General features: G+C 67.3%; 24 protein-coding genes. 8 read left to right on the top strand and 16 right to left on the bottom strand.

The window, feature by feature from the left end; translation table 11 throughout:
- Positions 1–99 precede the first annotated feature (99 nt).
- On the bottom strand, positions 100–1,362 hold the full coding sequence (gene wecC / locus AC1GI4_RS05920; RefSeq protein WP_479628918.1) for a UDP-N-acetyl-D-mannosamine dehydrogenase: 1,263 nt from the start codon (positions 1,360–1,362) through the stop codon (positions 100–102).
- Positions 1,346–2,476 (bottom strand): non-hydrolyzing UDP-N-acetylglucosamine 2-epimerase, encoded by a 1,131-nt coding sequence (gene wecB, locus AC1GI4_RS05915; protein ID WP_479628917.1) that lies wholly within the window; start codon positions 2,474–2,476, stop codon positions 1,346–1,348. The genes wecC and wecB overlap by 17 nt, the downstream gene beginning before the upstream one ends.
- Positions 2,477–2,588: 112 nt before the next feature.
- On the opposite strand from wecB, the gene galU reads away from it, so the two are divergent.
- Positions 2,589–3,449, top strand: a complete 861-nt coding sequence (galU, locus tag AC1GI4_RS05910; RefSeq protein WP_433909997.1) for a UTP--glucose-1-phosphate uridylyltransferase GalU — start codon at positions 2,589–2,591, stop codon at positions 3,447–3,449.
- Positions 3,450–3,677: 228 nt separating this feature from the next.
- Here galU and AC1GI4_RS05905 read toward each other — a convergent pair whose 3' ends face one another.
- From AC1GI4_RS05905 to AC1GI4_RS05870, 8 genes are read right to left on the bottom strand one after another with little or no spacing between them, the layout of a single operon-like run.
- Positions 3,678–4,028, bottom strand: coding sequence for a hypothetical protein (locus tag AC1GI4_RS05905; RefSeq protein WP_294271500.1), 351 nt, complete (start codon positions 4,026–4,028; stop codon positions 3,678–3,680).
- The gene (locus tag AC1GI4_RS05900) at positions 4,025–4,792 is read right to left on the bottom strand and encodes a HesA/MoeB/ThiF family protein (RefSeq protein ID WP_479630358.1); all 768 of its coding nucleotides are present in this window, start codon (positions 4,790–4,792) and stop codon (positions 4,025–4,027) included. The genes AC1GI4_RS05905 and AC1GI4_RS05900 overlap by 4 nt, the downstream gene beginning before the upstream one ends.
- Complete coding sequence (locus AC1GI4_RS05895) at positions 4,789–5,205, bottom strand: hypothetical protein (RefSeq protein WP_433909998.1); 417 nt, start codon at positions 5,203–5,205, stop codon at positions 4,789–4,791. Before AC1GI4_RS05895 ends, AC1GI4_RS05900 begins: the two co-directional genes overlap by 4 nt.
- On the bottom strand, positions 5,202–5,651 hold the full coding sequence (gene dut, locus AC1GI4_RS05890; RefSeq protein WP_433909999.1) for a dUTP diphosphatase: 450 nt from the start codon (positions 5,649–5,651) through the stop codon (positions 5,202–5,204). The genes AC1GI4_RS05895 and dut overlap by 4 nt, the downstream gene beginning before the upstream one ends.
- Positions 5,648–6,835, bottom strand: a complete 1,188-nt coding sequence (gene coaBC / locus AC1GI4_RS05885; protein WP_479628916.1) for a bifunctional phosphopantothenoylcysteine decarboxylase/phosphopantothenate--cysteine ligase CoaBC — start codon at positions 6,833–6,835, stop codon at positions 5,648–5,650. Before coaBC ends, dut begins: the two co-directional genes overlap by 4 nt.
- A complete protein-coding gene (locus tag AC1GI4_RS05880) occupies positions 6,832–7,938 on the bottom strand; it encodes a hypothetical protein (protein ID WP_479628915.1) in 1,107 nt (368 codons plus the stop codon). Before AC1GI4_RS05880 ends, coaBC begins: the two co-directional genes overlap by 4 nt.
- Positions 7,939–7,953: 15 nt before the next feature.
- The gene (gene ubiB, locus AC1GI4_RS05875; protein WP_433910002.1) at positions 7,954–9,489 is read right to left on the bottom strand and encodes a 2-polyprenylphenol 6-hydroxylase; all 1,536 of its coding nucleotides are present in this window, start codon (positions 9,487–9,489) and stop codon (positions 7,954–7,956) included.
- A gap of 42 nt (positions 9,490–9,531) precedes the next feature.
- Entirely contained in the window at positions 9,532–10,263 is a 732-nt protein-coding gene (locus AC1GI4_RS05870) for a class I SAM-dependent methyltransferase (protein WP_479628914.1), read from the bottom strand.
- Positions 10,264–10,337: 74 nt separating this feature from the next.
- Here AC1GI4_RS05870 and mutM point away from each other — a divergent pair, with 74 nt between their 5' ends.
- The 3 genes from mutM to dnaA all read left to right on the top strand — a co-directional run bounded on the left by mutM (position 10,338) and on the right by dnaA (position 13,527).
- Positions 10,338–11,153: a bifunctional DNA-formamidopyrimidine glycosylase/DNA-(apurinic or apyrimidinic site) lyase gene (gene mutM, locus AC1GI4_RS05865; protein ID WP_479628913.1), complete on the top strand. Its 816-nt coding sequence runs from the start codon at positions 10,338–10,340 to the stop codon at positions 11,151–11,153.
- 87 nt (positions 11,154–11,240) lie between these two features.
- A complete protein-coding gene (rpsT, locus tag AC1GI4_RS05860; protein WP_007404699.1) occupies positions 11,241–11,504 on the top strand; it encodes a 30S ribosomal protein S20 in 264 nt (87 codons plus the stop codon).
- Between the two features lie 478 nt (positions 11,505–11,982).
- Positions 11,983–13,527 (top strand): chromosomal replication initiator protein DnaA, encoded by a 1,545-nt coding sequence (gene dnaA / locus AC1GI4_RS05855; RefSeq protein ID WP_479628912.1) that lies wholly within the window; start codon positions 11,983–11,985, stop codon positions 13,525–13,527.
- An 83-nt stretch (positions 13,528–13,610) separates the two neighbouring features.
- Here the strand turns inward: dnaA and AC1GI4_RS05850 are convergent, their stop codons facing one another.
- Genes AC1GI4_RS05850 through secB form a run of 4 tightly spaced genes read right to left on the bottom strand, consistent with a single transcriptional unit; the run spans position 13,611 to position 17,281 of the window.
- Positions 13,611–14,168, bottom strand: coding sequence for a P-loop NTPase family protein (locus tag AC1GI4_RS05850; RefSeq protein ID WP_479628911.1), 558 nt, complete (start codon positions 14,166–14,168; stop codon positions 13,611–13,613).
- The gene (gene trpS, locus AC1GI4_RS05845) at positions 14,168–15,175 is read right to left on the bottom strand and encodes a tryptophan--tRNA ligase (RefSeq protein ID WP_479628910.1); all 1,008 of its coding nucleotides are present in this window, start codon (positions 15,173–15,175) and stop codon (positions 14,168–14,170) included. The genes AC1GI4_RS05850 and trpS overlap by 1 nt, the downstream gene beginning before the upstream one ends.
- Before the next feature lie 8 nt (positions 15,176–15,183).
- A complete protein-coding gene (murJ, locus tag AC1GI4_RS05840; RefSeq protein WP_479628909.1) occupies positions 15,184–16,761 on the bottom strand; it encodes a murein biosynthesis integral membrane protein MurJ in 1,578 nt (525 codons plus the stop codon).
- Between the two features lie 13 nt (positions 16,762–16,774).
- Positions 16,775–17,281, bottom strand: coding sequence for a protein-export chaperone SecB (gene secB, locus AC1GI4_RS05835; protein ID WP_042490310.1), 507 nt, complete (start codon positions 17,279–17,281; stop codon positions 16,775–16,777).
- A 218-nt stretch (positions 17,282–17,499) separates the two neighbouring features.
- Between secB and AC1GI4_RS05830 the strand changes: the two genes are divergently transcribed.
- The 3 genes from AC1GI4_RS05830 to AC1GI4_RS05820 are packed head-to-tail and all read left to right on the top strand — an operon-like array spanning position 17,500 to position 20,061.
- Entirely contained in the window at positions 17,500–18,123 is a 624-nt protein-coding gene (locus AC1GI4_RS05830) for a Tim44/TimA family putative adaptor protein (protein WP_479630357.1), read from the top strand.
- A gap of 26 nt (positions 18,124–18,149) precedes the next feature.
- Positions 18,150–19,508: a murein transglycosylase A gene (gene mltA / locus AC1GI4_RS05825; protein WP_479630356.1), complete on the top strand. Its 1,359-nt coding sequence runs from the start codon at positions 18,150–18,152 to the stop codon at positions 19,506–19,508.
- A 25-nt stretch (positions 19,509–19,533) separates the two neighbouring features.
- Complete coding sequence (locus tag AC1GI4_RS05820; RefSeq protein WP_479630355.1) at positions 19,534–20,061, top strand: Smr/MutS family protein; 528 nt, start codon at positions 19,534–19,536, stop codon at positions 20,059–20,061.
- On the opposite strand, the gene dapE is transcribed toward AC1GI4_RS05820, so the two are convergent.
- Positions 20,039–21,154 (bottom strand): succinyl-diaminopimelate desuccinylase, encoded by a 1,116-nt coding sequence (dapE, locus tag AC1GI4_RS05815; protein WP_479628908.1) that lies wholly within the window; start codon positions 21,152–21,154, stop codon positions 20,039–20,041. The two genes, AC1GI4_RS05820 and dapE, sit on opposite strands and share 23 nt — an antisense overlap.
- Before the next feature lie 108 nt (positions 21,155–21,262).
- On the opposite strand from dapE, the gene AC1GI4_RS05810 reads away from it, so the two are divergent.
- Positions 21,263–21,436 (top strand): hypothetical protein, encoded by a 174-nt coding sequence (locus AC1GI4_RS05810; protein WP_294271754.1) that lies wholly within the window; start codon positions 21,263–21,265, stop codon positions 21,434–21,436.
- A gap of 118 nt (positions 21,437–21,554) precedes the next feature.
- Here the strand turns inward: AC1GI4_RS05810 and AC1GI4_RS05805 are convergent, their stop codons facing one another.
- Positions 21,555–22,217, bottom strand: a complete 663-nt coding sequence (locus AC1GI4_RS05805) for a glutathione S-transferase (protein ID WP_479628907.1) — start codon at positions 22,215–22,217, stop codon at positions 21,555–21,557.
- Positions 22,218–22,284: the final 67 nt, after the last annotated feature.

Raw genomic sequence — 22,284 nt, 5'->3', positions numbered from 1 at the left:
CGTAGATTCAGCAGCTTGGCAAGCATGGATGGTTTGATGTCCGCTATAGGCGGTTGTGCTTAGTCCCGACCGCGCGCCCGTGCAATGCAACGCAAGGGATCAGCTCTGGTCGGGCCAGAGCCCGCGGGTATCCAGGACAATCTTCCCCCGCCGCTCATCGAGCGGAACGGATCGGAAAATGTCGTGGTCGACCAGAACGATCATCGCCCCGCAAGTTTCCAGCGCGGTGTCGATATCGATCAGGCGCGCGCCGGTTCCGTCGAAAGCACGGGGCAGGGCGGTGGCATAGGGTTCGACGATATGGACGCGCTCGCCGAACCGGGCGGCGAGGGCGGCGGCGACCTTCAGCGCGGGGCTTTCGCGGAAGTCGTCGATATTGGCCTTGAAGGCGAGGCCCAGGCAGGCGACCGGCCCGTCCTGTGCCTCGATCATTTCAGCGGCGCGGGCGATGATATGATCCGTCTTGCCGTCATTCACCTCGCGTGCGGTGCGGATCAGCGGTGTGTTGGCCGGGTCCGCGGCGACGAGGAACCAGGGGTCGACCGCGATGCAGTGGCCGCCGACGCCGGGACCGGGCGACAGGATGTTGACGCGCGGATGGCGGTTGGCGAGGCGGATTACCTCCCACACATCGACGCCCAGCGTGTTCGCCACCAGGCTCAGTTCATTGGCAAAGGCGATGTTGACGTCGCGAAACGCGTTTTCGGTCAGCTTGGTCATCTCCGCCGCGCGCGCGGTGGTGGTGACGCAGGCGCCGCGCACGAAGCGCCGGTAAAAGGCGAGCGCCTTGCGCGCACAACGCGGGGTAATGCCGCCGATGACCCGGTCATTGTCGATCAGTTCGACCAGGATGCGCCCGGGCAGCACGCGTTCGGGGCAATAGGCGATGGCCAGATCGGCCTGCTCGCCGGGCCTGGTGGCGCCTGGCAGCTTCAGGTCGGGGCGTTCGCGCGCGATCAGGTCGCGGACCTGCTCGGTGGTGCCGACGGGGGAGGTCGACTCGAGGATCACCGTGTCGCCGCTCTTCAGGACGGGCGCGATGGCGCGGGCGGCGTCGAGGACGAAGGTGATGTCCGGCTGGCGATCCTCGGTGAAGGGGGTCGGCACCGCAATGACGAAGACGTCGGCCGGGGCGACGGTCAGCGAGGCCTTCAGACTGCCGCGCGCGACCACGCCTGATACGAGGCCGTCGAGATCGACCTCCTCGATATGGACGCGGCCCGAATTGATCGTCTCGACCACGGCTGGGGTGACGTCGACACCCGTCACCATCGCACCGGTACGCGCGATGATGGCGGCGGTGGGCAGGCCGATATAGCCCAGCCCCATCACGGTGACGGAAAGCTCAGAGTCCAAGGGCATCGGTCATGATCCTGTTGATCCGGTCGGCGGTATCGCCCGAGCCGAACGGGTTATGCGCCCGCGCCATCGCCGCATAGCGATCGGCGTCGTCGAGCAACGCGAAGACTTCCCGGGCGATCCGATCCTCGTCGGTGCCGATCAGCCGGGCGGTGCCTGCCGCGACGCCTTCGGGGCGTTCGGTCGTCTCGCGCATTACGAGGACCGGCTTGCCGAGCGCAGGGGCTTCCTCCTGCACGCCGCCAGAGTCGGTCAGCACAATATGCGCCGCATCCAGCGCGCGGACGAATTGCGGATAGTCGAGCGGCGCGATCCGCGCGATGGCGGGGTGATCGCCCAGCATCTCGTCCATCACCGCCACGACATTGGGGTTGGGGTGCATGGGGAAGAGGATGCCGACATCGGGCCGCTCGGCGATGCGGCGCAAGGCACGCGCGATCGCGGCCATGCCGCCGCCGAAATTCTCGCGCCGGTGAGTGGTGACCAGCAGGATTCGCTTGCCCGCCAGCCGCGACAGCACGGGATCGAGACCCGCCACCAGCAACGGGTCGGCGGCGATGCGCTCCTTGGTCCAATGCAGCGCGTCGATCACGCTGTTGCCGGTGACATGGATCTTGCCCGGATCGATCCCCTCGGCGCGGAGTGCAGCGGCGGCGGTGTCGGTGGGGGCGAAGTGCAGCGCGGCGATCGGGGCGATCATCCGCCGGTTCACCTCTTCGGGCCAGGGCTGATAGATATCGCCCGAACGCAAGCCAGCCTCGACATGGGCGACCGGCACCTTTCGGTAATAAGCGGCCAGCGCCCCCGCCATAGCGGTCGCCGTGTCACCCTGCACGACCACCATCGCCGGGCGCTCGGCATCCATCACCTCGCCCAGCCCGGTCAGCAGCCGCGCCGTCAGCCGGTCGAGCGACTGGCCCGGCTCCATCAGGTCGAGATCATGATCGGGCGTCAAACCGGCGATCTCGAGAACCTGATCGAGCATCCCGCGATGCTGCGCGGTGACGCAAACGCGCACCGGCACGGTGCCTGAATCACGTAACGCCCTGACAACAGGGAACAGTTTGATCGCTTCCGGCCTTGTGCCGAAGATGATGAGGATCGGGGGGCGCGTCATCGGGCGATTCGTAACCTGTCGCTTTTAAGGACACCCTAATCGCATCCCAGTGGCGCAAGGCTATGTTGCGCCGCACGATCCGGCTAGAGTCATATCGATCCAGGGAGGTTTCATGACGATCAAGAAGGTTCGCAAGGCTGTTTTTCCGGTAGCGGGGCTGGGGACGCGTTTTCTGCCTGCGACCAAGTCGATGCCCAAGGAAATGCTGACCGTCGTCGACAAGCCGTTGATCCAATATGCGGTCGAGGAAGCGCTGGAAGCGGGGATCGAGCAGATCATCTTCGTCACCGGCCGTGGCAAGGGTGCGCTGGAGGATCATTTCGACATCTCCTACGAACTGGAGGCCACGATGAAGGCGCGCGGCAAGAGCCTCGCGGTCGTCGAAGGCATCCGCCAGAAGCCGGGTTCGCCCGTCTATGTCCGCCAGCAGGAGCCGCTGGGCCTGGGCCATGCGGTATGGTGCGCGCGAGAGATCGTCGGTGACGAGCCCTTCGCGGTGCTGCTGCCCGACGAACTGATGGTCGGCGGCTTCATGAAGCAGATGGTCGAGGCCTATGACAAGGTCGGCGGCAACGTCATCGGTGCGCTGGAAGTCCCCGACAGCGAGACCGACAAATATGGCATCATCTCGCCGGGCAAGCAGGACGGCCGCCTGACCGAGGTCACCGCGCTGGTCGAAAAACCCAAGGGCAAGGCGCCGTCGAACCTGATGATTCCCGGCCGCTACATCCTCCAGCCTGAGGTCATGCAGATCCTAGACGCACAGGAGCCGGGCGCAGGTGGCGAGATCCAGCTGACCGACGCGATGGCCAAGCTGATCGGCAACCAGCCTTTCCACGGTTTCACCTTCGACGGGCAGCGTTATGACTGCGGCGACAAGGCGGGCTGGCTGACCGCGAACCTGGCACTGGGCCTGGCACGCGAGGACATCGGCCCGGCGGTGCGGGAGTTCGCTAAGAACCTGCTCGGCTGATCGGGTTTCAGCGTTGTCGAAGGGGGCGGAGCCGAAAGGTCAAGGTCACCGCCCTTTTTTTTCATTCCTCCCCAAGCTATGCTTGGGGAGGGGGACCATCGCGCCAGCGATGGTGGAGGGGCATTACCCTTTGCGGCGCGATCGGGCGAGGGCAGGATCATGCCCCTCCACCACCGGGCTGCGCCCGGCGGTCCCCCTCCCCACCGGAGATGGGGAGGATTAAGACGGTTACCGCCTGTCCGCCCGTCGTGAGAGCCAGCCGAAGGTCAGCAGGATGACCGTCGGACACAGCATCGTGTTCCAGATGTCGAACCAACTGGCGGGGAGATTGCCTTCGTCGGTGGCGTAGAAGGGCTGCAGCAGGTCATAGGCTTCGTTGATCGTCTCGATGACGAGCACGGTCAGCCAGCAGCGCCAGTCCCAGGGCTTGCGTCGCAGGATCAGCGCCGAAAGGGTCAGGATTACCACGCCCGCATAGGCGTGCAGCGTGCTGTCGGGCAGGCCGGTGACCTGGCCGATCCATCCCTTGTCGCCGGTCCAGTCGAGCCAGCCGGGCGGCGGCGTCGGCCGCGCGCTCATGCCGCCACCGCGATGACATGGGCGCAGCGACACCCGGGGTCCTTGGGCAGGGCCAGCGTGCGGAAGCGCATGGTCAGCATGTCGGCGATCAGGATGCTGCCCGCCGTGTCGCGCCCGAACGACGCGATCGCGCGCAACGTCTCCAGTGCGGCGAGGCTGCCCATCACCCCCGTCACCGGCCCCAGCACGCCGTCATCGGCGCAGGTCAGCCCGGCCTGGTCGGCCGCCTCGCCGACAAAGCAGCGGTAGCAGGGCTTGTCCGCTTCCCAGCCGCGATAAACGGCCAGTTGCCCCTCGAACTGGCCGACAGCGGCCGAGACGAGCGGTATGCGCAGGCCCAGCACGGCGTCGGCGACCGCCAGCCGCGTCGCGAAATTGTCGCAGCCGTCCAGCACCACGTCTGCGCCATCGATCAGCGCGGCGACATTGTCCGGCGTCACCCGCGTCCGGTGCACCGTCACGGAAACATGCGGGTTGAGCCGCGCGACATGGGCGGCGGCCGCCTCGACCTTGGAAAGCCCGCGATCGTCGGTGGTGAAGATGGTCTGGCGTTGCAGGTTGGACGGCTCGACCACATCGTCATCGATCAGCACCAGCGATCCGACGCCCGCCGCCGCCAGATACTGGATGGCCGGAGAGCCGATGCCGCCCGCGCCGATCACCGCGACCCTGGCCCGCTTCAGCTTCAGCTGCCCGCCCCCGCCGAATTCGCGGAGCACGATGTGGCGGGCGTAACGGGCCAGTTCGTCGTCGTTCAGGATCATCCCGGCCATGTATAGGTGATGACCGTGCGATACCAGCGATCGCCGGGGATCATGGTGCGGTGCGCCAGGTGGCGTACCATGCGCTGTGCCACGCCTGCGCTGAACTGTTCGACCGTGGGGCAGCCGATGGCCAGCGGTACCACGCTGTCGGCATTGCCGTCCGCGCTGATCCGGATGGCGAGCGGCACGACCAGCACCATCTGCGCGTCGCTGACCTTGGCGCGGGTGCAGCGTCCGGCGGTCACTTCCTCGCGGACGAAGCGAACCATATCGGGTCCGGCAGCGGGCAAGGTGAGCGCGGCCAGCGTCGACCAGTCATGCGGAGGCTCGGCGGCGCTGGGGGGCGTCGTGGGGACAAGCGGCGTGGGCGTGGTCGCCTGCGCCGCAGCGGCAAGGAGCAGCGCCGCGATCACCGGCCGGTCGATCCGAAGCCGCCGTCACCCCGCTGCGTCGAGTCGAGTTCATCGACCTGGGCAAGGGTCGCGCGCTGGACGGGAGCGGGAACCAGCTGGGCGATGCGTTCACCGCGCACCACCTCGAACGGCTCTTCACCCAGATTGGCGAGGATCACCTTCACCTCACCGCGATAATCCTCGTCGATCGTACCGGGCGTGTTGAGGCAGGTGATGCCGTTCTTGAGCGCCAGTCCCGAGCGCGGGCGCACCTGCACCTCGTAACCGGGCGGGATCGCGATGGCGAAGCCGGTCGCGACGGCGGCGCGCTTGCCCGGTTCCAGCGTCAGCGTTTCGGCTGCGACGACATCCATGCCCGCCGCACCGGGGGTCGCGTAAGCGGGCAGAGGGAGCCCTTCGCCATGGGGCAAATATTTGATGGCAATGGAGATTGGTGCAGTCGTCATGACCCTGCTTGTAGCGCATCCGCGATACGTTGCGCGAGCCCCCTGGCCACCGCGTCCTTGCCCATCCGTTCCCAGCTTTCGACGCCATCGGCGGTGACGAGATGGACACGGTTCGCGTCACCGCCGAACACGTCGCCCGATACGTCATTGGCGACGATCCAGTCGGCGCGCTTGCGCAGGCGCTTGGCTACGGCATGGTCGATGACATGCTCGGTCTCGGCGGCGAAACCGACGACCAGCGCGGGGCGGTTCGGTGCGGCGGCCACGGTGGCGAGGATATCGGGATTCTCGACCAGCGTCAGCGCAGGAGCGGCACCGCCATCCTTCTTCACCTTCTGCTCCGCCGCCTCGACCCGCCAGTCGGCGACGGCGGCGACCATCACGGCGGCATCGGCGGGCAGCGCGTCGGCGACCGCCTGCGCCATGTCGCGCGCGGTTTCCACATTCACGCGGGTAACACCCGGCGGGGTGGGCAGCGTCACCGGCCCGGCGACCAGCGTCACCCGCGCGCCCAGCGCCGCCAGCGCGCCCGCGACCGCAAAACCCTGCCGCCCCGAAGAGCGGTTGGCGATGTAGCGCACCGGATCGATCGGCTCGTGAGTCGGCCCCGCCGTCACCAGCACATGCCGCCCCGCCAGCGGGCGATGGACGGGGGCGAGTTTCGCCTCGATCGCCGCGAGGATCGCGGGCGGCTCGGGCAGGCGGCCGGGGCCGAACTCGCCGCACGCCATCGCGCCCTCGTCGGGGGCCATGACTTCGACCCCATCGGCGCGCAACTGTGCCACGTTGCGCTGGGTCGCGGGGTGAAGCCACATGCGCACATTCATCGCAGGGGCGACCAGCACCGGCGTATCGGTGGCGAGCAGCAGGGTCGTCGCCAGATCATCGGCATGGCCGCCCGCCATCCGCGCGATCAGATCGGCGGTGCCCGGTGCGACGACGACCAGATCGGCCTCGCGGCTGAGCTGGATATGGCCCATCTCCGCCTCGTCCTTCAGGTCCCAGAGTGTAGTGAAGACCTGATTCTCTGACAGCGCGGCCAGCGTCATCGGCGTGACGAAATGGCTGCCCCCCTTGGTCAGGACGCAGCGCACGCTGTGCCCCCCTTTACGAAGCATACGGATCAGCTCGCAGCTTTTATAGGCGGCGATCCCGCCCCCGACGATCAACAGGATATGGCTCATCGCACGACTCGCGTCACGGTGATGCGTCGCCGCTCGCGCGCGGCGGCGATCAGCTCGCGAACCGCATCAGGGGCGAAGACGACGCCGAGGAACAGAAGGGGTGCGACTGCCAGCGCAAAGGCAGGCGCGCCGGTGACGAGGCCGAACAGCGCATAGACGGCCAGCGTAATCCCCGCCCGCCGCGCCACCGGCTGCCGCCAATGGACCCATCCCAGCGCCGCCAGCACGGCCAGTGGCAACGCGATCGCAACCGGCAGCACGCCCAGTCCGCTGGCCGAGGCGATGGCCGCCAGCCACTCGCCGGGCGACTGGAGTGCGATGGGCGAGGGGATGGCGGGGTCGATCGGGCCGACCATGGTATTCAGCCGATGCGCGTGGGCGGCGTAGAGGATCATCGCGACGGCGGTCGCGCCGATCCACCCCGTCGCCTCACGCTCCGCCCCTGCGCGCCATGCGAGGAAGCCCATCAGCAGCGCATGGAGAAGCGCCACGGGGCTGAGGATCATCGCGGCCAACCCCAGCGCGACGGCGGTCGGCATGGCGTCGGGCCGCCGCTGCACCAGCGACAGCGCGATCAGGAGTGCGGCCCACACTTCCGGCACCGCCACCATCGTCCGGTCGAGCGCAGGGTAAAGCCCGGCGACGAGCAGGACGATCGCCAGCGCGCGGGGGGCGCGCCCCTCGAACAACGGCCAGCACCGCCGTGACCAGGCCGCAACGACCGCCAATCCCAGCAGGACGAGCAGCCATTGGCCGATCCGTGGCGGCAGCAGCGCCAGCGTCACGGGAAGCGCGGGCAACGGCACCGCCAGCACCACGGGGCGCAGCGGCCGCCCATTCTCCCGCAAGGCATCGATCGCGGCGGAATAGAAATCCTGCCCGTGTCGCACATGGTCGAGGATGGCCGCCGACACCGGAGTCAGCCGGTCGCCGAGGGTAGAAGTATCGCCACCGCTCCAGAGCGTGACGACGATCATCAAGAGCAGCAGCACCAGCACCCCGATCGCGATCGGCGGCGTCATGCCCGACAGCCGCCCCGGCTGGCTCAGCCAGAGCGGCCGCGACAGGCGGCGCGAGGAGACGGGGGGCGCGCTGCCCGGCATGCCTATCCCAGCATCCTACCGAAGCACGGCGAAGGTGGCCGCGACCCCGGCGGCGGCCGACAGCATCGAGATCAGCGCATAACGCCAGCCGCCACCGATCCGCACGACCTCGATCTGTTTGAGCGGCGGGGCGGGCGGCTCGCCACCCGGCGCGGGGTAACGCGCCTCGATCCGGCGGACCAGTTCGGGCAGGCGGGCGAGCGTCTGCACATCCTCGATCAGCCGGTCGGCGATCTTGGCCTCGGGGCCGAGTTCGGTGCGAATCCACTCGCGGACAAACGGTGCGGCCGAGTCCCACAGGTTGATGTCGGGATCGAGGCTGGTCGCCACGCCCTCCACCATCACCATGGTCTTTTGCAGCAGCAGCAGATGCGGCTGCGTCACCATGTCGAAGTCGCGGGTGATCGAGAACAGGCCGTCCAGCATCATGCCGATCGACATGTCCTTGACCGGCAGGCCCCGCATCGGCTCGCCGACCGCGCGCAATGCAGTCGCGAACTCCGCGACATTATGATGCGCGGGGACATAGCCCGCCTCGAAATGAATCTCGGCGACGCGCTTATAATTGCCGGTAATGAGGCCATAGAGGATCTCGGCCAGCCACACCCGCGCACGCCGGTCGATCCGGCCCATGATGCCGAAGTCGATCGCGGCGATCTTGTTGCCGGGCAGGGCGAACAGATTGCCCTGGTGCATGTCGGCGTGGAAGAAACCCTCCGCGATCGCCTGGCGCAGGAAGGCGCGCACCAGCGTCTGCGCCAGATGCGGCAGGTCATACCCTGCCTCGACCAAAGCCTGGCGGTTGGACAGCTTGATCCCGTCGATCCACTCGACCGTCAGCACCTTGGCGGTCGAACGGGCCCAGTCGATCTGTGGAACGACAAAATCGGGCTCGGCGGTCATCGACTCGGCAAGTTCGGACGCGCTGGCCGCCTCACGCCGGAAGTTCAGCTCGCGCAGCGTCCAGCGGCGGAAATTCTCGACCGTCAGGCGCGGGCGCAGCCGCGCGGCCTCGCCGCTCATCCCCTCGACCTGGGCGGCCGCCCATTGATAGGTGTCGATGGCGCGGGCGAAATCGTCCTCGACGCCGGGGCGCAGCACCTTGACCGCGACCGTGCGGCCATCGGTCGTCACCGCGCGGTGCACCTGCGCGATCGAGGCGGCGCCGACCGGCGCTTCTTCGATCGAGGCGAAGAAGTGCGAGGGCGGGCGCCCCATACTCGCCTCCATCGCGGCACAGATCGTCGCGAAGGGGACGGGGGGCAGCTGATCCTGGAGGCGCAGCAGATCGTGCGCCGCTTCCTCGCCGACCAGATCGGGGCGCGTGGCCAGCGTCTGACCCAGCTTGATCGCCGCCGGGCCGATCGCCTGGAACGCATCGGCATAGGCGGGCTTGGCGGGCTGGCGCGCCCCGAAACGGGCGACACGCGCCAGTCGCCGCACGGGTGCTGGCGTGTTGGGATCGCGCTCGATCCCGCGCAGCGCGCCATGTCGCGCCAGCGTCCGCCCCCATTTGAGCAGACGCCAGAGATGCACCACCGGCTGGGTCATAGCGCACGTCTCACAGGGCGAGTCCGCCCGGCCGTCCCCGCATCAAATCTTCCAGCCCGAATGGATCGCGACCAGGCCGCCCATGATCGGCTCGACCTTGGTTTCGACGAAGCCCGCTTCGCGGATCATCCCCTCGAAGGTCGGCATGTCGGGGAATCGACGGATCGATTCGATCAGATAGCGATAGCTGTCCGCATCGCCTGCCAGCATCTGGCCCAGCTTGGGCACCAGCTTGTGCGAATAGGCGTCATAGACCTCGGAGAAGCCCGGCCAGACGGTGGTCGAGAATTCCAGGCAGAAGAACCGCCCGCCACGCCGCAGGACCCGGTGCGCTTCCTTGAGTGCGGCTGGAATGTCGGTGACGTTCCGAATGCCGAACGCGATCGTATAGGCGTCGAAGAACTTATCGGGGAAGGTCAGCTGCTCGGCATTGGCCTCGGTCCAGACCAGCTCGTCGAACCCGCGCTCCGCCGCGCGCTTCATGCCGACCTCCAGCATCGCCGGATTGATATCGGCCACCGTGATGCTCGCCCCCGACTCGGCCAGGCGGAAGGCGATGTCGCCGGTGCCGCCCGCCATGTCGAGGATCTGGTCGCTGGCGCGCGGCTTCACCAGGCGCACGAAGCGATCCTTCCATAGCCGGTGCATACCGCCCGACATGGCATCGTTCATCAGGTCATATTTGGCCGCGACATTCGTAAATACGCTGCCGACACGGGCGACCTTTTCGTCGCGGGGCACATCTTCATAGCCGAAGGAGACGGTATCGCTCATCGGCTTGCCCTAGCCCGGCCTTGCTGGCGGGGCAAACGCTACCTAGCTGTGAGGCCGACGAAAGCAGAGATTAGATGCCCGAACTTCCCGAGGTCGAAACAACGGTTCGCGGCCTGACCCCCGTGCTGGCAAACGCCCGGCTGACCCTGGTCGAACCGCGCCGCCCAGACCTGCGCCATCCCTTTCCGGCCGATCTGCGCCAGCGGATGACGGGGGCGACGGTCACGTCGCTCGGCCGCCGCGCCAAATATGGCCTGATCGATACCGATCGCGGCGACACCATGGTCTTTCACCTGGGTATGTCGGGACGCTGGCGGATCGATCCGGGCGAACCGCAGCGCCACGACCATCTGCTCTTGAAGACGGGGGCGGGGCGGCGGCTGGCGCTAAACGATCCGCGGCGATTCGGTTTCGTCGATCTGTGGCCGACCGCCGAGCTGGCCAGCTACCCGCCGTTCCTCGCCATGGGGCCGGAGCCGCTGGGGCCGGACTTTACCGCCGACTATCTGGCCAAGGCGCTGGAGGGGCGAGCGGCGCCGATCAAGGCGATGCTGCTCGACCAGCGGATCGTGGCGGGCCTGGGCAATATCTATGTGTGCGAAGCGCTGCACATGGCAAAGATCACGCCGGGCCGCGCTGGCGGGCAGATATCGAAGGCGCGACTCGCCCGACTGGTCGAGGCGATCCGTGCGGTGCTGGAGGCGGCGATCCTCGCGGGCGGATCGTCCCTGCGCGATTATGTGCGGCCGGACGGCGAACTGGGCTATTTCTCCAAGGAGTGGCGGGTCTATGGTCGCGAGGGCGAGGCATGCGAATGCGGCGCCATGGTTCGGCGGCGAACCGATTCGGGGCGCTCGACTTTCTGGTGCGCGACCTGCCAGCGGAGTTGACGGGATGCCCGCCAGCCGGTAAGGGCGGCGGCTTCAAAGCTGGTGCGTCGCGCCGCTATCCCTTTTGATCGAGATTTAGAGGTTTTCATGGCGAACACGCCGCAGGCCAAAAAGCGTATCCGTCGCAACGAGCGTCGCGCCGTCATCAACGGCAACCGCGTCAGCCGCATCCGTACCTTCGTGAAGAAGGTCGAAGCCGCCCTGGCCGCCGGTGACAAGGAAACCGCGACGGTCGCTCTGGCTGCGGCGCAGCCGGAAATGGCCCGTGGCGTCGCCAAGGGCGTGCTGCACAAGAACACCGTCGCGCGCAAGTTCTCGCGCCTGACGAAGCGTATCGCCGCACTGGCCTAAGCCTCTCGGTTTTCGCGACGAATGAAACCCGCCGGGGGCGGTCCCCCGGCGGGTTTTTTCGTGCGCGCGCCATCCATCTCTTAACGCTTCGCGAAACGCGATCCGTGGGAACAATCCCGCGTTTCGCGCAACGCCAGCTTTATCCGCGATTCGAGTGATTCGGGTCTCGGAGGGATGATGCGCGCCTTGGTTAATATGTAACGAATTCAGTACTTTATGAGATAGTTGGACGGGTTTCTGCGGGCTTTTGGCTGTCAATCCGGTTTATTTCAGATTTATGGCCGGAGACGGTCTTGATCGGACCCCGTCATCGCTCATAATCGGTTTCCCAGCGGCGGTGCTTCGTGCCCCGCGTCATGGACATAGCGAAGTGACAGACCGGGTCGAATCCGTTTGATTCGCCGATGGGGTACGTGTCGCCGAGTGGAATAGGGGCTCGACCACCCATCATGGGGGTCGGCAGAAGTGGAGTGCGCGGGTGACGAATTGGCAGGCAACGCGACCGACGACGGACCAGGCTCGTGCCTGGGCGCGCGTCCGCGCGAACCTGCGCGAATCGGCTGGTGCCCGCCTGTTCGACCAGTGGCTGAAGCCGATGGAGCTGATCGAGGGGGACGAGCCCGACACGGTTCGCCTGGCGCTTCCCTCGGCCTTTGCGACCAATTGGGTGCGCAGCCATTATGCCGACCGCCTCCACCTGGAATTCAAGGCGGTGCTGCCCGAGGTCCGCTCGGTGGTCATCGAGACTCGCGCACCCAGCAAGGTTGCGCGGCTGACCAGCGTCGAGACGCTCGACCCGGCACCCGCCCCGCGCGCGGCCGTCGCCAGCCTCCGGGCGGTCGAGTCGCTGCCGGTCGAGCAGGACGATCAGCCCTCGCTGTTCGGCGCGCCCGCACCTGCTCCGGCCCCTGCAGCGGCACCGCGCCCGTCACGGGCCAAGGCGGCGGCCCCGGCGCCTGTCGCCGCTGCGCCTGCGCCCGTGTTGCGCGTCCCCGCCGATCGGCCGCCGCTCGATCCGCGCCTGACCTTCGATCGTTTCGTGGTCGACTCGTCGAATCGCGTCGCGTTCAACGCCGCCCTCTCGCTCGCCGAGCCGGGTCCGCCGCGTTTCAGCCCGCTGTTTCTCCATGGCGGCACGGGGCAGGGCAAGACCCACCTGATGCACGCCATCGCCCATGCCTTTCTCGAATCGCATCCCGAAGCGGTCGTGCTGTGCATGTCGGCCGAGCGGTTCATGTTCGATTTCGTCGCCGCGATGCGCGCGCGCGACACGCACAGCTTCAAGTCGCGGCTGCGCTCCGCCGATCTGCTGCTGATCGACGATCTTCAGTTCATCGCGGGCAAGGATTCGACCCAGGAGGAATTCTTCCACACGGTCAACGAGCTGGTCGGCGCGGGCAAGCGGCTGGTCATCTCGGCCGACCGCTCGCCCCAGTCGCTCGATGGCGTCGAGCCGCGCATCATCGGCCGTCTGGGCGCGGGCCTGGTCGCCGATATCAAGGCACCCGACCTGACGCTGCGCCGGACGATCCTGAACCGCAAGGTCGCCGATCTGCCCGAGATCCATGTGCCGACCGATGTGCTCGACCTGCTGGCTTCGCGGATTCGCGGCAATATCCGCGAGCTGGAAGGCGCGCTGAACCGCGTCGTCGCCTATGCGCAGCTGACCGGCGACAAGATCGATATGGAATTCGCCGTCGCCACACTGGGCGAGGTGCTGCGCGGTGCGCAGCGGCGGATCACCATCGACGAGATTCAGAAGCTGGTGAGCCGCCATTTCGAGCTGAAGCCGCTCGACCTGGTCTCAGCCCGCCGCGCCCGCGCGATCGCCCGCCCGCGCCAGATCGCCATGTATCTCGCCAAGCGCCTGACCACCCGCTCGCTGCCCGAAATTGGCCGCAAGTTCGGCGGGCGCGACCACTCGACCGTCATCTATGCGGTGCGCAAGATCGAGGAACTGCGCGATACCGACCGCGATATCGACAATGCGGTGCGGGTGTTGATGAAGGAATTGGAGGGCTGAGCCTTTCTTGGGCGGAGTTCGGGGCGTGGGCTTCGACTTCGCTCAGCCTGAACGGCCGTTGAGCCCAAGTCCCAAAGCTCCGTTCAGCCTGAGCGAAGTCGAAGGCCACAGAGATCCAGATCGGCAAGCAAACGCTCCAGCCGAGGTGGCCGTTCATAGCGGACGACACGCTCCGCCACCGGCTCCAACACGCGCAATATCCCCGGCCGCACGGCCCGTCGCCAGCGCCAGCAATACGCCAGAAAGTCAAAATCCAGCCGCTCCGGGCATCCCGGCGCGCTGTCAGGGCGCACCTGTCCCCGATGCCGCGCCACGCGCCGCAGGATTCGCGAGATGGTCACGCGGCGTGGCAGGTCGAGCAGGATGATCCGATCCGCCCGCGCCAAACGATCGCAGATCGCGGGACCATAATGTGCGCTGGAATAATTTCCGTCGATCACCCAGTCGGAGTGCGCGGCGATCGAGGCCATGTCGGCGATGAAGTCCTCGCGCGGTCGCGCGACCCATCGGGGACCGTGAAACAGCGCGTCGGCGTGCCAGACCGGCAAATCCAGCCGCTCACCCAGCATCCGGGCCAGCGTCGACTTGCCGCTGCCCGGCGGCCCCATCACCATGATTCGGGTGACGGGGCGGGGCGTCATCAGATCTGCAACCCCATGGTCCGCTGCACGTCGAGCAGCAACGGCGCGGCCAGCTCGCGAGCCTTTTCCGCGCCCCGCTCCAGGATGCGGCCGACCTCGCCGCGATCGTCGAGCAACCGGGTCAGCCGCTCACGGATCGGGCCGAGCGTGGCGACCGCCAGATCGGCCAGTTCGGGCTTGAACGCGCCGAAGCCTTGCCCTGCGAACTGGGCCAGCACATCGGCCGGATCGCGGTCGGACAGCGCAGCATAGATGGTGATGAGGTTGCGCGCCTCGGCGCGGCCTTCCAGCCCCTCCATCGTGTCGGGCAGGACGTCCGCGTCGGTCTTGGCCTTGCGGAATTTCTCGGCGATCTGGTCATCGCTGTCGATCAGCTTGACCAGCGACATTTCCGACGGGTTCGATTTGGACATTTTCGACGCGCCGTCACGAAGCGACATGATGCGCGGGGCCGCCTTGCTGATGAACGGTTCGGGCAGGGTGAACAGCTCACGACCATAATCGTTGTTGAACTTGGTCGCGATGTCGCGGGCCAGCTCCAGATGCTGCTTCTGGTCCTCGCCGACGGGGACGTGCGTGGCGTTGTAGAGCAGCACGTCGGCCGCCATCAGCACCGGATAATCGTACAGTCCGACGCTGGCGCCCTCGCGGTTCTTGCCCGCCTTGTCCTTGAACTGGGTCATGCGGTTCAGCCAGCCGACCCGCGCGACATTGTTCAGCAGCCAGCTCAGCTCGCTATGCTGGGGTACGCGCGTCTGGTTGAACAGGATCGAGCGTTCGGGGTCGATCCCGGCCGCGATCAGCGTCGCTGTCATCTCGATGGTGTTCGCGGCCATGGCGTCGGGCGCGATCCATTCGGTCAGGCCGTGCAGGTCGGCGATGAAGTACATAGTCTCGCCGCCCTTGGCCTGGATGTCGTCCTGCATCGCGACCCACTGCTTCACGGCGCCCAGATAATTGCCGAGATGAAGGTTGCCCGTGGGCTTGATGCCGGAAACGACGCGCATGATGGTCCTCAACTGTTGCGGCGAACGAGCCGCTTGATGTCTCCGAGACGGAAGGCACCCGTCGCGAAGGTGGCGACCGCATAGACCAGCATCCCCGTCACGACCAGCGTGATGAGGGCGCCCCAGCGCTCGAGGTTGGTGCCGGTGACATAGGGCTGGAACCGTGCGTTGAGCAGCGCCATCGCCCCGCCCATCAGGATCGCGGCGAGCAGCATCCGCCAGCTGCGCCGCCGCAACTGCGCGTCCGCCACGAAATGCCCGCGCCGCGCCAGCGTGCGATAGAGCAGCACGACATTGACCGTTGAGGCGATGGCGGTCGCCAGCGGCGGCCCCATATGGCCCAGCCACCAGATGAAGATCAGGTTCAGCCCCAGATTGACCAGCATCGACCAGGTCGCGAAGCGCACCGGCGTTCGCGTGTCGGCCCGCGCATAATAGCCGGGCGTCAGCACCTTCACGAGGATATAGCTTGGCAGGCCGACCGAGAAGGCGGCCAGCGCCTGCGCGGTGTAATAGCTGTTGGTCGCGGTGAACTTGCCATGCTCGAACAGCGCGGCGACGATCGGCTGGCCGCAGACGATCAGCGCGACCGTGGCGGGCAGGGTGAGCAGCAGTGCCAGTTCCATGCCCCGGTTCTGCGTTTCCATCGCCTCCACCTCCTTGCCCGCCCCCAGCAGGCGCGAGACGGTGGGGAGGAGGACGGTGCCCAGGCCAATGCCGATCAGTCCCAGCGGCAACTGGTTCAGCCGGTCGGCGGCATAGATGTACGACACCGACCCGGCGGGCAGGAAGCGCGCGGCGAGCGCGGTCGAGATGACGAGGTTGATCTGCACCGCGCCCGCACCGGCGGCGGCGGGCAGGATCAGCTTCATCAGGCGCTTGACATCGTCATTGATGACCGGCCGCTTCAACCGGAGCCGAACGCCCGCCCGGCGGCATGCCCACCAGAGCCAGACGAACTGCAGGATGCCCGCCACCGTCACCGCGATCGCCTGATTGCGTGCGGTCGCCATCGGGTCATGCGTATGGAAGAACAGGAGCGCGACGATCAGTGTCAGGTTGAGCAGGATCGGCGCGGCCGCATTTACCCAGAAACGGTGCAGCGAATTCAGGATGCCGCCGAGCAGCGACACCAGGCTGATGAACAGCAGATAGGGGAAGGTCAGCCGGTTGAGCAGGACGATATAATCGAACTGCGCAGGCGTTCCCTTGCCATAGCCGAAGGTCTGGACCCAGGTAACGGGCCAGGCGGCCAACTCGACCAGCGCGGTCATGACGATCAGGATCGGCAGCAGGACCGAGAGTGCGTTTTCGGCAAAGGCCAGGCCGTGGGCCAGCCCGGACCCTTCCGCCGCCTGATCCCCCTCTGCCACCTTGCGGTTGAACATCGGGATGAAGGCGGCGGAAAAGGCACCCTCGGCGAAGAGGGCGCGAAACATGTTGGGCAGGCGAAACGCGATCTGGAACGCGTCGGAGGCGAAGTTCGCGCCCACGAAGCGGAAAAACAGCGAGTCGCGAACCAGACCAAGCACGCGGCTGGCCAGAGTCAGCCCGCCGACCGAGCCCAGCGCCTTGGTCAGGTTCATCTGTCAGTCCGGATCAGGCGTGGCCGGTTTCCGGGGTGTTCGGCTGCGCACCCGCCTGGGCGTCGGCCTGCTGCAGATACAACTGCGCGAAGTCGATCGGCTCGAGCATCAGGGGCGGGAAGCCGCCGTCGCGCACCGCATCGGCCAGCACGCGGCGGGCGAAGGGGAAGAGCAGGCGCGGCGCTTCGCCCAGCATGAAGGGCTGGATCTGGTCGGCGGGCACGTTGCGGAAGCCGAAGAGACCGGCATAGCTGAGGTCGACGATAAAGGCGGTCTTGCCCTCGGACTCGGCGCGAACCTCGATCTTCAGGGTCAGTTCGTGGACTTCCTCGCCGACTTGCGCCGCCGAGATGTTGAACTGCACGTCGATGCCCGGCGCGGTCTGCGCCTGATAGATGGCGGGCGCGTTCGGGTTCTCGAACGACAGGTCCTTCACATATTGCGAGATCATACCGGCGGCGGGGCCGGCATCGTCGCCGTTCGGCGCTTCAAAACCCTGCGGCAAACCCTGTTCGTCCATCGTCGATACCTTCTTGCGTGAGATCAAAGGAGATTAGGAACCGAAAGGGCGGGTTCGCGCGTTCGGCCTTATAGCCGTTGCGCGTAGCAGCGGGTCGGCATGGTTTCAACCTTGCCCGCTTCGTCGGAGGGCCGGGCTTTCATTGTCGGCTCGTACGCCTATATCGGTCACGATAGTGAAAGGCGCCTGTGTTGTTATTCTACGTCGTTCTTCTCGCGATGGTCGCGCTCTTCCTCGCATTGCGGCTGTACAGCGTGCTGGGCAAGCGCACCGGCCATGAACAGCAGCCGCTGGCGCGCAGCGCCGATGACCGGCCGCTGCCGGTTACGCTGCCCCGCACGACCGAGGCGGCGCAGGCCTCCTCGCCGGTCGTGAACCGCAACATCGATCCGCGGGCCGAACAGGGCCTCCGCGCGGTGATCGCGGGCGAGTCCGGCTTCGACGTGGCGCAGTTCCTGAACGGCGCGCAGGCCGCCTATCGCATGACGCTGGAAGCCTTTTGGAAGGGTGACGAGGACGCGCTGGCCGATCTGGTCGAGCGCGACGTGCTGGCCGCCTTCGCCGAGGCGATCGAACAGCGCCGCGAGGCGGGGCAGACGCTCGACAACCGACTGATCCGTGTGGAAAGCGCCAAGATCGTCGATGCGGCGGTCGAGGGTCGCGAAGCACGGATCACCGTGCGCTTCGACGCCGACATCGCTGCCGTGACGCGCGATGCCGAGGGTCAGGTGGTCGCCGGTTCGCTGAGCGATGCGGTCGAGACGCACGATGTCTGGACGTTCGCCCGGACGCTGAAGAGCGGCGATCCGAACTGGAAGCTCGTCGACACCGACGAAGCCTGATCCGGCCTGACGGGGGAATGTCCGCGATGAGGGGGTATCGCGTCGCGACCATGGTCGCGCTTTCGGTCAGCCTGTCGGCCTGTGCGGGGCGCATCGTTCCGCCCAGCGCGTCGGGAACCTACCCGTCGCGGGGCGAAGCGCAGCCTCAGCCCAGGCCGCAACCGCGCCCCCGACCCGGTGGCTCCTCGGTTCAGCCGAGCGGCCCCAGCGTCTCGCGCGTCGCCGATGGGCCGGTGCGGATCGTCGGCACTACCCCTTTGCCCGCGACCCCGGTCGTCGCGATTGCGGGGGCGGCCACGGCGGCGCAGGCGGGCGTGCTGGCCGGGCCGCCGGTTGCTTCGCTGCCCATCACCGAGCCGCAGGCCGAGGCGGCGCGTGCCGCCTTCCTGTTGTCCTGCCCCGGCCTGATGCGCCGCACCGACGCCAGCGGCCTGACGCAGGGCACCGATTGGCAACCCGCGTGCCAGGCCGCCGCCAGCGTACCGCGCGGGCAGGCACGCAATTTCTTCGCGCGTTATTTTGAGGCGGTGCAGGTCGGTGACGGCCGCTCGCTGGCAACCGGCTATTACGAGCCCGAGATCGCGGGCTCGCGCGATCGTCGCTCGGGGTATGAGGTGCCGATCTATGCCCGGCCGCGCGACCTGATCGACGTCGATCTGGGCGCCTTCACGACCGATCTGAAGGGCAAGAAGATCCGCGGCAAGGTTCAGGGCACCAACCTCGTCCCCTATGACGACCGCACCGCGATCGAACAGGGATCACTGGAGGGGCGCGCGCCGGTCCTTGCCTGGGGCGCCGATCCGGTCGAGGTGTTCTTCCTCCAGATTCAGGGCTCGGGACGGCTGCGGTTGCCCGATGGCGGGATCATGCGGGTCGGTTATGACACGCAGAATGGCCGCGACTACACCGGCATCGGCGCGCTGATGAAGGCGCGCGGGCTGCTGGGGCCGGGTCAGACCTCGATGCAGGGGATCGTCGCCTGGCTGCACGATCACCCCGAGGAAGGCCGCGCGATCATGCGCGAGAATAAGAGCTTTGTGTTTTTCCGCGAGCTGAACGGCGCGCCGCAGGGGGCGATGGGCTATGCGGTGACCGGGCAGGTCAGCGTGGCGGCGGACCCGAAGTTCGTGCCGCTGGGCGCACCCGTCTTCCTGTCGATGGACCGGCAGGACGCGACCGGGCTGTGGGTGGCGCAGGACACCGGCGGCGCGATCAAGGGCTCCAATCGGTTCGATACCTTTTGGGGCGCGGGCGACACCGCTCGGGCCGTGGCAGGTGGCATGTCGGCGCGTGGCACGGCCTTCCTGCTTGTCCCCATCGGCACGCTGGCGCGCACCGGGATTGCCGCGCCTGTCGGGACGGTCGGTGCGATCCCTCAACCCTGACGAGGCGCATCTCTGGGCGCGGGTGATGGAGACGGTGCGCCCTTTGCGCGCCGCTGTCGTCCCCGCCCGACCCGCGCCGCCGCCGCCCGGCATGGAGGCGGTGTTCCACGAAACGCCGGGCGCGCCCAAGGTGCGGGTGAAGGGCCGCGTGCCGCCACTTCGCCAGCCTGCGCCGCCACCCGCCGCTGCGAAGAAGGGGCCGGGCGAGACACTGGACGGCGGCTGGGACAAGCGCCTGTCACGCGGCAGCGTCATGCCCGACAGTTCGCTCGACCTGCATGGCCATACGCTGGCGTCGGCGCATGCGTTGCTCGACCAGGGGCTTGGACGGGCCATCGCGCGCGGCGATCGGGTGCTGTTGTTGGTGACCGGCAAGCCGCCGCGTCCCGAAAGCGAGCGGCCCCATGCACGCGGCGCAATCCGCGCGGCGATCAGCGACTGGCTGGGCGCCTCGCGCCATGCCGATGCGATCGCGGCGATCCGGGGCGCCCATCCGCGCCATGGCGGTCAGGGCGCGCTCTATATCGTCTTCAGGCGCCCGCGCGAGCGATGACGCCCGCATAGATGCGGGTCAGCGCATGGAGGTCGTCCACCGCCACCGCCTCGTCGACCTTGTGCATCGTCGCGTTCAGCAGGCCGAACTCGACCGTCGGGCACAGCTTCGACAGGAAGCGCGCGTCGGAGGTGCCGCCGGTGGTGGACAGCTCCGGCTCGATCCCCGTTTCGGCCCGGATGGCGTCGGCGATCATCGCGGAGAAGGGACCCGGCTGGGTCAGGAAGGCCTCGCCCGAGATGCGGCCGGTCACCTGCGCGGCGGGGGCGTGGGCACGGGCGATGGCGGTGATCCGCTCGACCAAGGCCTCACCATTTTGCTCGTCGTTGAAGCGGATCGATAGCCGCGCCCGCGCCGCGCCCGGAATGACGTTGGTCGCGGGGTTGCCGACATGCAGGTCGGTGATCTCGATATTCGATGGCTGGAACCAGGCGTTGCCGGTGTCGAGCGTCAGCCCCTCGATCTCGGCCAGTATCGCGACCAGCGGGGTGATCGGATTGTCGGCCAGATGCGGATAGGCGACATGCCCCTGTCGCCCCGGCACGGTGATCCAGATATTGACCGAGCCGCGCCGCCCAATCTTCATCATGTCGCCCAGCCGGTGCGCGGAGGTCGGCTCACCCACCAGGCAGAGGTCGGGGGCGACGCCAAGCTCGGCCATCCGATCGATCAGCGCGCGGGTACCATAAATGGCGGGGCCTTCCTCGTCGCCCGTGATGATGAGGGACAGGGGGATGCCCGGTTCGGCGGGAATGGCAGCGACGAAGGCGGCGACCGCACCCTTCATGTCCACCGCGCCACGTCCGAAAAGCAGCCCGTCACGCACCTCGCCGGAGAAGGGAGATCCCTGCCAGCCGTCGCCTGCGGGCACCACATCGACATGACCCGCAAAGGCCAGGTGCGTGCCCGTTCCGCTGCGCGTGGCGAGCAGATTCTCGACCGGGCCATCGGGTTCCTCGCCGACCGTGAAGCGATCCACGGCAAAGCCCAGCGGCACCAGCGCGGCCTCCAGCACATCGAACACGGAGCCACGCGCGGGCGTGACGCTGTCGGCCTGGATCAGAGCCTGGGCGAGGGAGAGGGCGTCGGTCATGGTGCGCGGCATAGGCAGCACGCGCGTGAACGGCAATCATGCGATTGATGACGGTTACGGAGCCGATGCGCCCCGACATCGTTCCTGCACCCGAATGACAGGAGCGATATGATGAACGACCCCGATCCCAACGGCCACAAGGCCGGGAAGCGGCTGCTGCTCTGGCTACTGATCGCGCTCGGGATTGCCGGGGTGCTGGTCTATACTTTCGCGTCGCGCGTGGCCGAACCGGCGGGTGAGCAGCGGGCGCCGCTCAACGACGTACCGCCAGCCGCAAGGTAGGTGGGGCTGGGGGAGGGGCGTGGCCTTCGACTTCGCTCAGGCTGAACGGAGCGAAGTATAGGTGGCCTGCTCCCTGACCCCGTTCAGCCTGAGCGAAGTCGAAGGCCAAGGGCAATCCTTACCCCACCGGCTGTTCGAACCGCTCGATCACCCATTCCTCTTCCTGCGCCGCGGCGATCCAGTCCTGCATGAAGGGATGGCGAAGCACCGCGTCCATATAGGGCACGGCGAAGCGGGCCACAGGCAGCTGATAGGTGACGATCCGCGTCACCACCGGCGCGAACATGATGTCCGCCGCGCCGAATGCGCCGAACAGGAAATCCCCGCCACCGCCGAATCGTGCCCGCGCCTGCGCCCAAAGTTCCATCAGCCGCTTCAGGTCGACGATCACGTCATCGTCCGGCGTCTGGGCGGGATAGACCTGGCGGATGTTCATGCTGTGCTTGCGGCGCAGTGCCACGAAGCTGGAATGCATCTCGGCCGCCATCGAGCGGGCCATGGCGCGCGCGGCGTCGTCTTCGGGCCAGAAGCGATCGCGCCCGACCTTGTCGGCGAGGAAGTCGATGATCGCCAGGCTGTCCCAGACTACGGCCTCGCCGTCCCACAGGATCGGGACCTTGCCCGAAGACGGCGCGAACTCCGCGCCCTCGCGGCGCTTGTCCCAGTCGGCGTCGTACAGGGGAACGACCACCTCCTCGAAGGTCAGGCCGGATTGGCGGCATGCGAGCCAGCCGCGCAGCGACCAGGAGGAATAGGCCTTGTTACCGATGATGAGCTTCATGGACAAAGGCGTAACGGCCCCGTCCGATCGCTGCAACCGAACAAAAAAGGCCCGCCCGATGGAACCG

It is taken from the genome of Sphingomonas sp. 77B (assembly GCF_056497825.1).
The sequence above is the reverse complement of the archived record's forward strand: the minus strand, read 5'-3'. Positions and strand labels throughout refer to the sequence as shown.

What these genes read in the sequence shown, in the direction of transcription:
- AC1GI4_RS05870 (WP_479628914.1), bottom strand. Translation starts at nt 10,263, where the DNA reads ATGAGCGATACCGTCTCCTTCGGCTATGAAGATGTGCCCCGCGACGAA.
- secB (WP_042490310.1), bottom strand. Translation starts at nt 17,281, where the DNA reads ATGGACGAACAGGGTTTGCCGCAGGGTTTTGAAGCGCCGAACGGCGAC.
- AC1GI4_RS05830 (WP_479630357.1), top strand. Translation starts at nt 17,500, where the DNA reads ATGGTCGCGCTCTTCCTCGCATTGCGGCTGTACAGCGTGCTGGGCAAG.
- galU (WP_433909997.1), top strand. Translation starts at nt 2,589, where the DNA reads ATGACGATCAAGAAGGTTCGCAAGGCTGTTTTTCCGGTAGCGGGGCTG.
- murJ (WP_479628909.1), bottom strand. Translation starts at nt 16,761, where the DNA reads ATGAACCTGACCAAGGCGCTGGGCTCGGTCGGCGGGCTGACTCTGGCC.
- dapE (WP_479628908.1), bottom strand. Translation starts at nt 21,154, where the DNA reads ATGACCGACGCCCTCTCCCTCGCCCAGGCTCTGATCCAGGCCGACAGC.
- trpS (WP_479628910.1), bottom strand. Translation starts at nt 15,175, where the DNA reads ATGCGCGTCGTTTCCGGCATCAAGCCCACGGGCAACCTTCATCTCGGC.
- dut (WP_433909999.1), bottom strand. Translation starts at nt 5,651, where the DNA reads ATGACGACTGCACCAATCTCCATTGCCATCAAATATTTGCCCCATGGC.
- AC1GI4_RS05900 (WP_479630358.1), bottom strand. Translation starts at nt 4,792, where the DNA reads ATGATCCTGAACGACGACGAACTGGCCCGTTACGCCCGCCACATCGTG.
- wecB (WP_479628917.1), bottom strand. Translation starts at nt 2,476, where the DNA reads ATGACGCGCCCCCCGATCCTCATCATCTTCGGCACAAGGCCGGAAGCG.
- coaBC (WP_479628916.1), bottom strand. Translation starts at nt 6,835, where the DNA reads ATGAGCCATATCCTGTTGATCGTCGGGGGCGGGATCGCCGCCTATAAA.
- mutM (WP_479628913.1), top strand. Translation starts at nt 10,338, where the DNA reads ATGCCCGAACTTCCCGAGGTCGAAACAACGGTTCGCGGCCTGACCCCC.
- mltA (WP_479630356.1), top strand. Translation starts at nt 18,150, where the DNA reads ATGAGGGGGTATCGCGTCGCGACCATGGTCGCGCTTTCGGTCAGCCTG.
- AC1GI4_RS05820 (WP_479630355.1), top strand. Translation starts at nt 19,534, where the DNA reads ATGGAGACGGTGCGCCCTTTGCGCGCCGCTGTCGTCCCCGCCCGACCC.
- ubiB (WP_433910002.1), bottom strand. Translation starts at nt 9,489, where the DNA reads ATGACCCAGCCGGTGGTGCATCTCTGGCGTCTGCTCAAATGGGGGCGG.
- rpsT (WP_007404699.1), top strand. Translation starts at nt 11,241, where the DNA reads ATGGCGAACACGCCGCAGGCCAAAAAGCGTATCCGTCGCAACGAGCGT.
- AC1GI4_RS05905 (WP_294271500.1), bottom strand. Translation starts at nt 4,028, where the DNA reads ATGAGCGCGCGGCCGACGCCGCCGCCCGGCTGGCTCGACTGGACCGGC.
- AC1GI4_RS05850 (WP_479628911.1), bottom strand. Translation starts at nt 14,168, where the DNA reads ATGACGCCCCGCCCCGTCACCCGAATCATGGTGATGGGGCCGCCGGGC.
- AC1GI4_RS05805 (WP_479628907.1), bottom strand. Translation starts at nt 22,217, where the DNA reads ATGAAGCTCATCATCGGTAACAAGGCCTATTCCTCCTGGTCGCTGCGC.
- AC1GI4_RS05880 (WP_479628915.1), bottom strand. Translation starts at nt 7,938, where the DNA reads ATGCCGGGCAGCGCGCCCCCCGTCTCCTCGCGCCGCCTGTCGCGGCCG.
- AC1GI4_RS05810 (WP_294271754.1), top strand. Translation starts at nt 21,263, where the DNA reads ATGATGAACGACCCCGATCCCAACGGCCACAAGGCCGGGAAGCGGCTG.
- wecC (WP_479628918.1), bottom strand. Translation starts at nt 1,362, where the DNA reads ATGCCCTTGGACTCTGAGCTTTCCGTCACCGTGATGGGGCTGGGCTAT.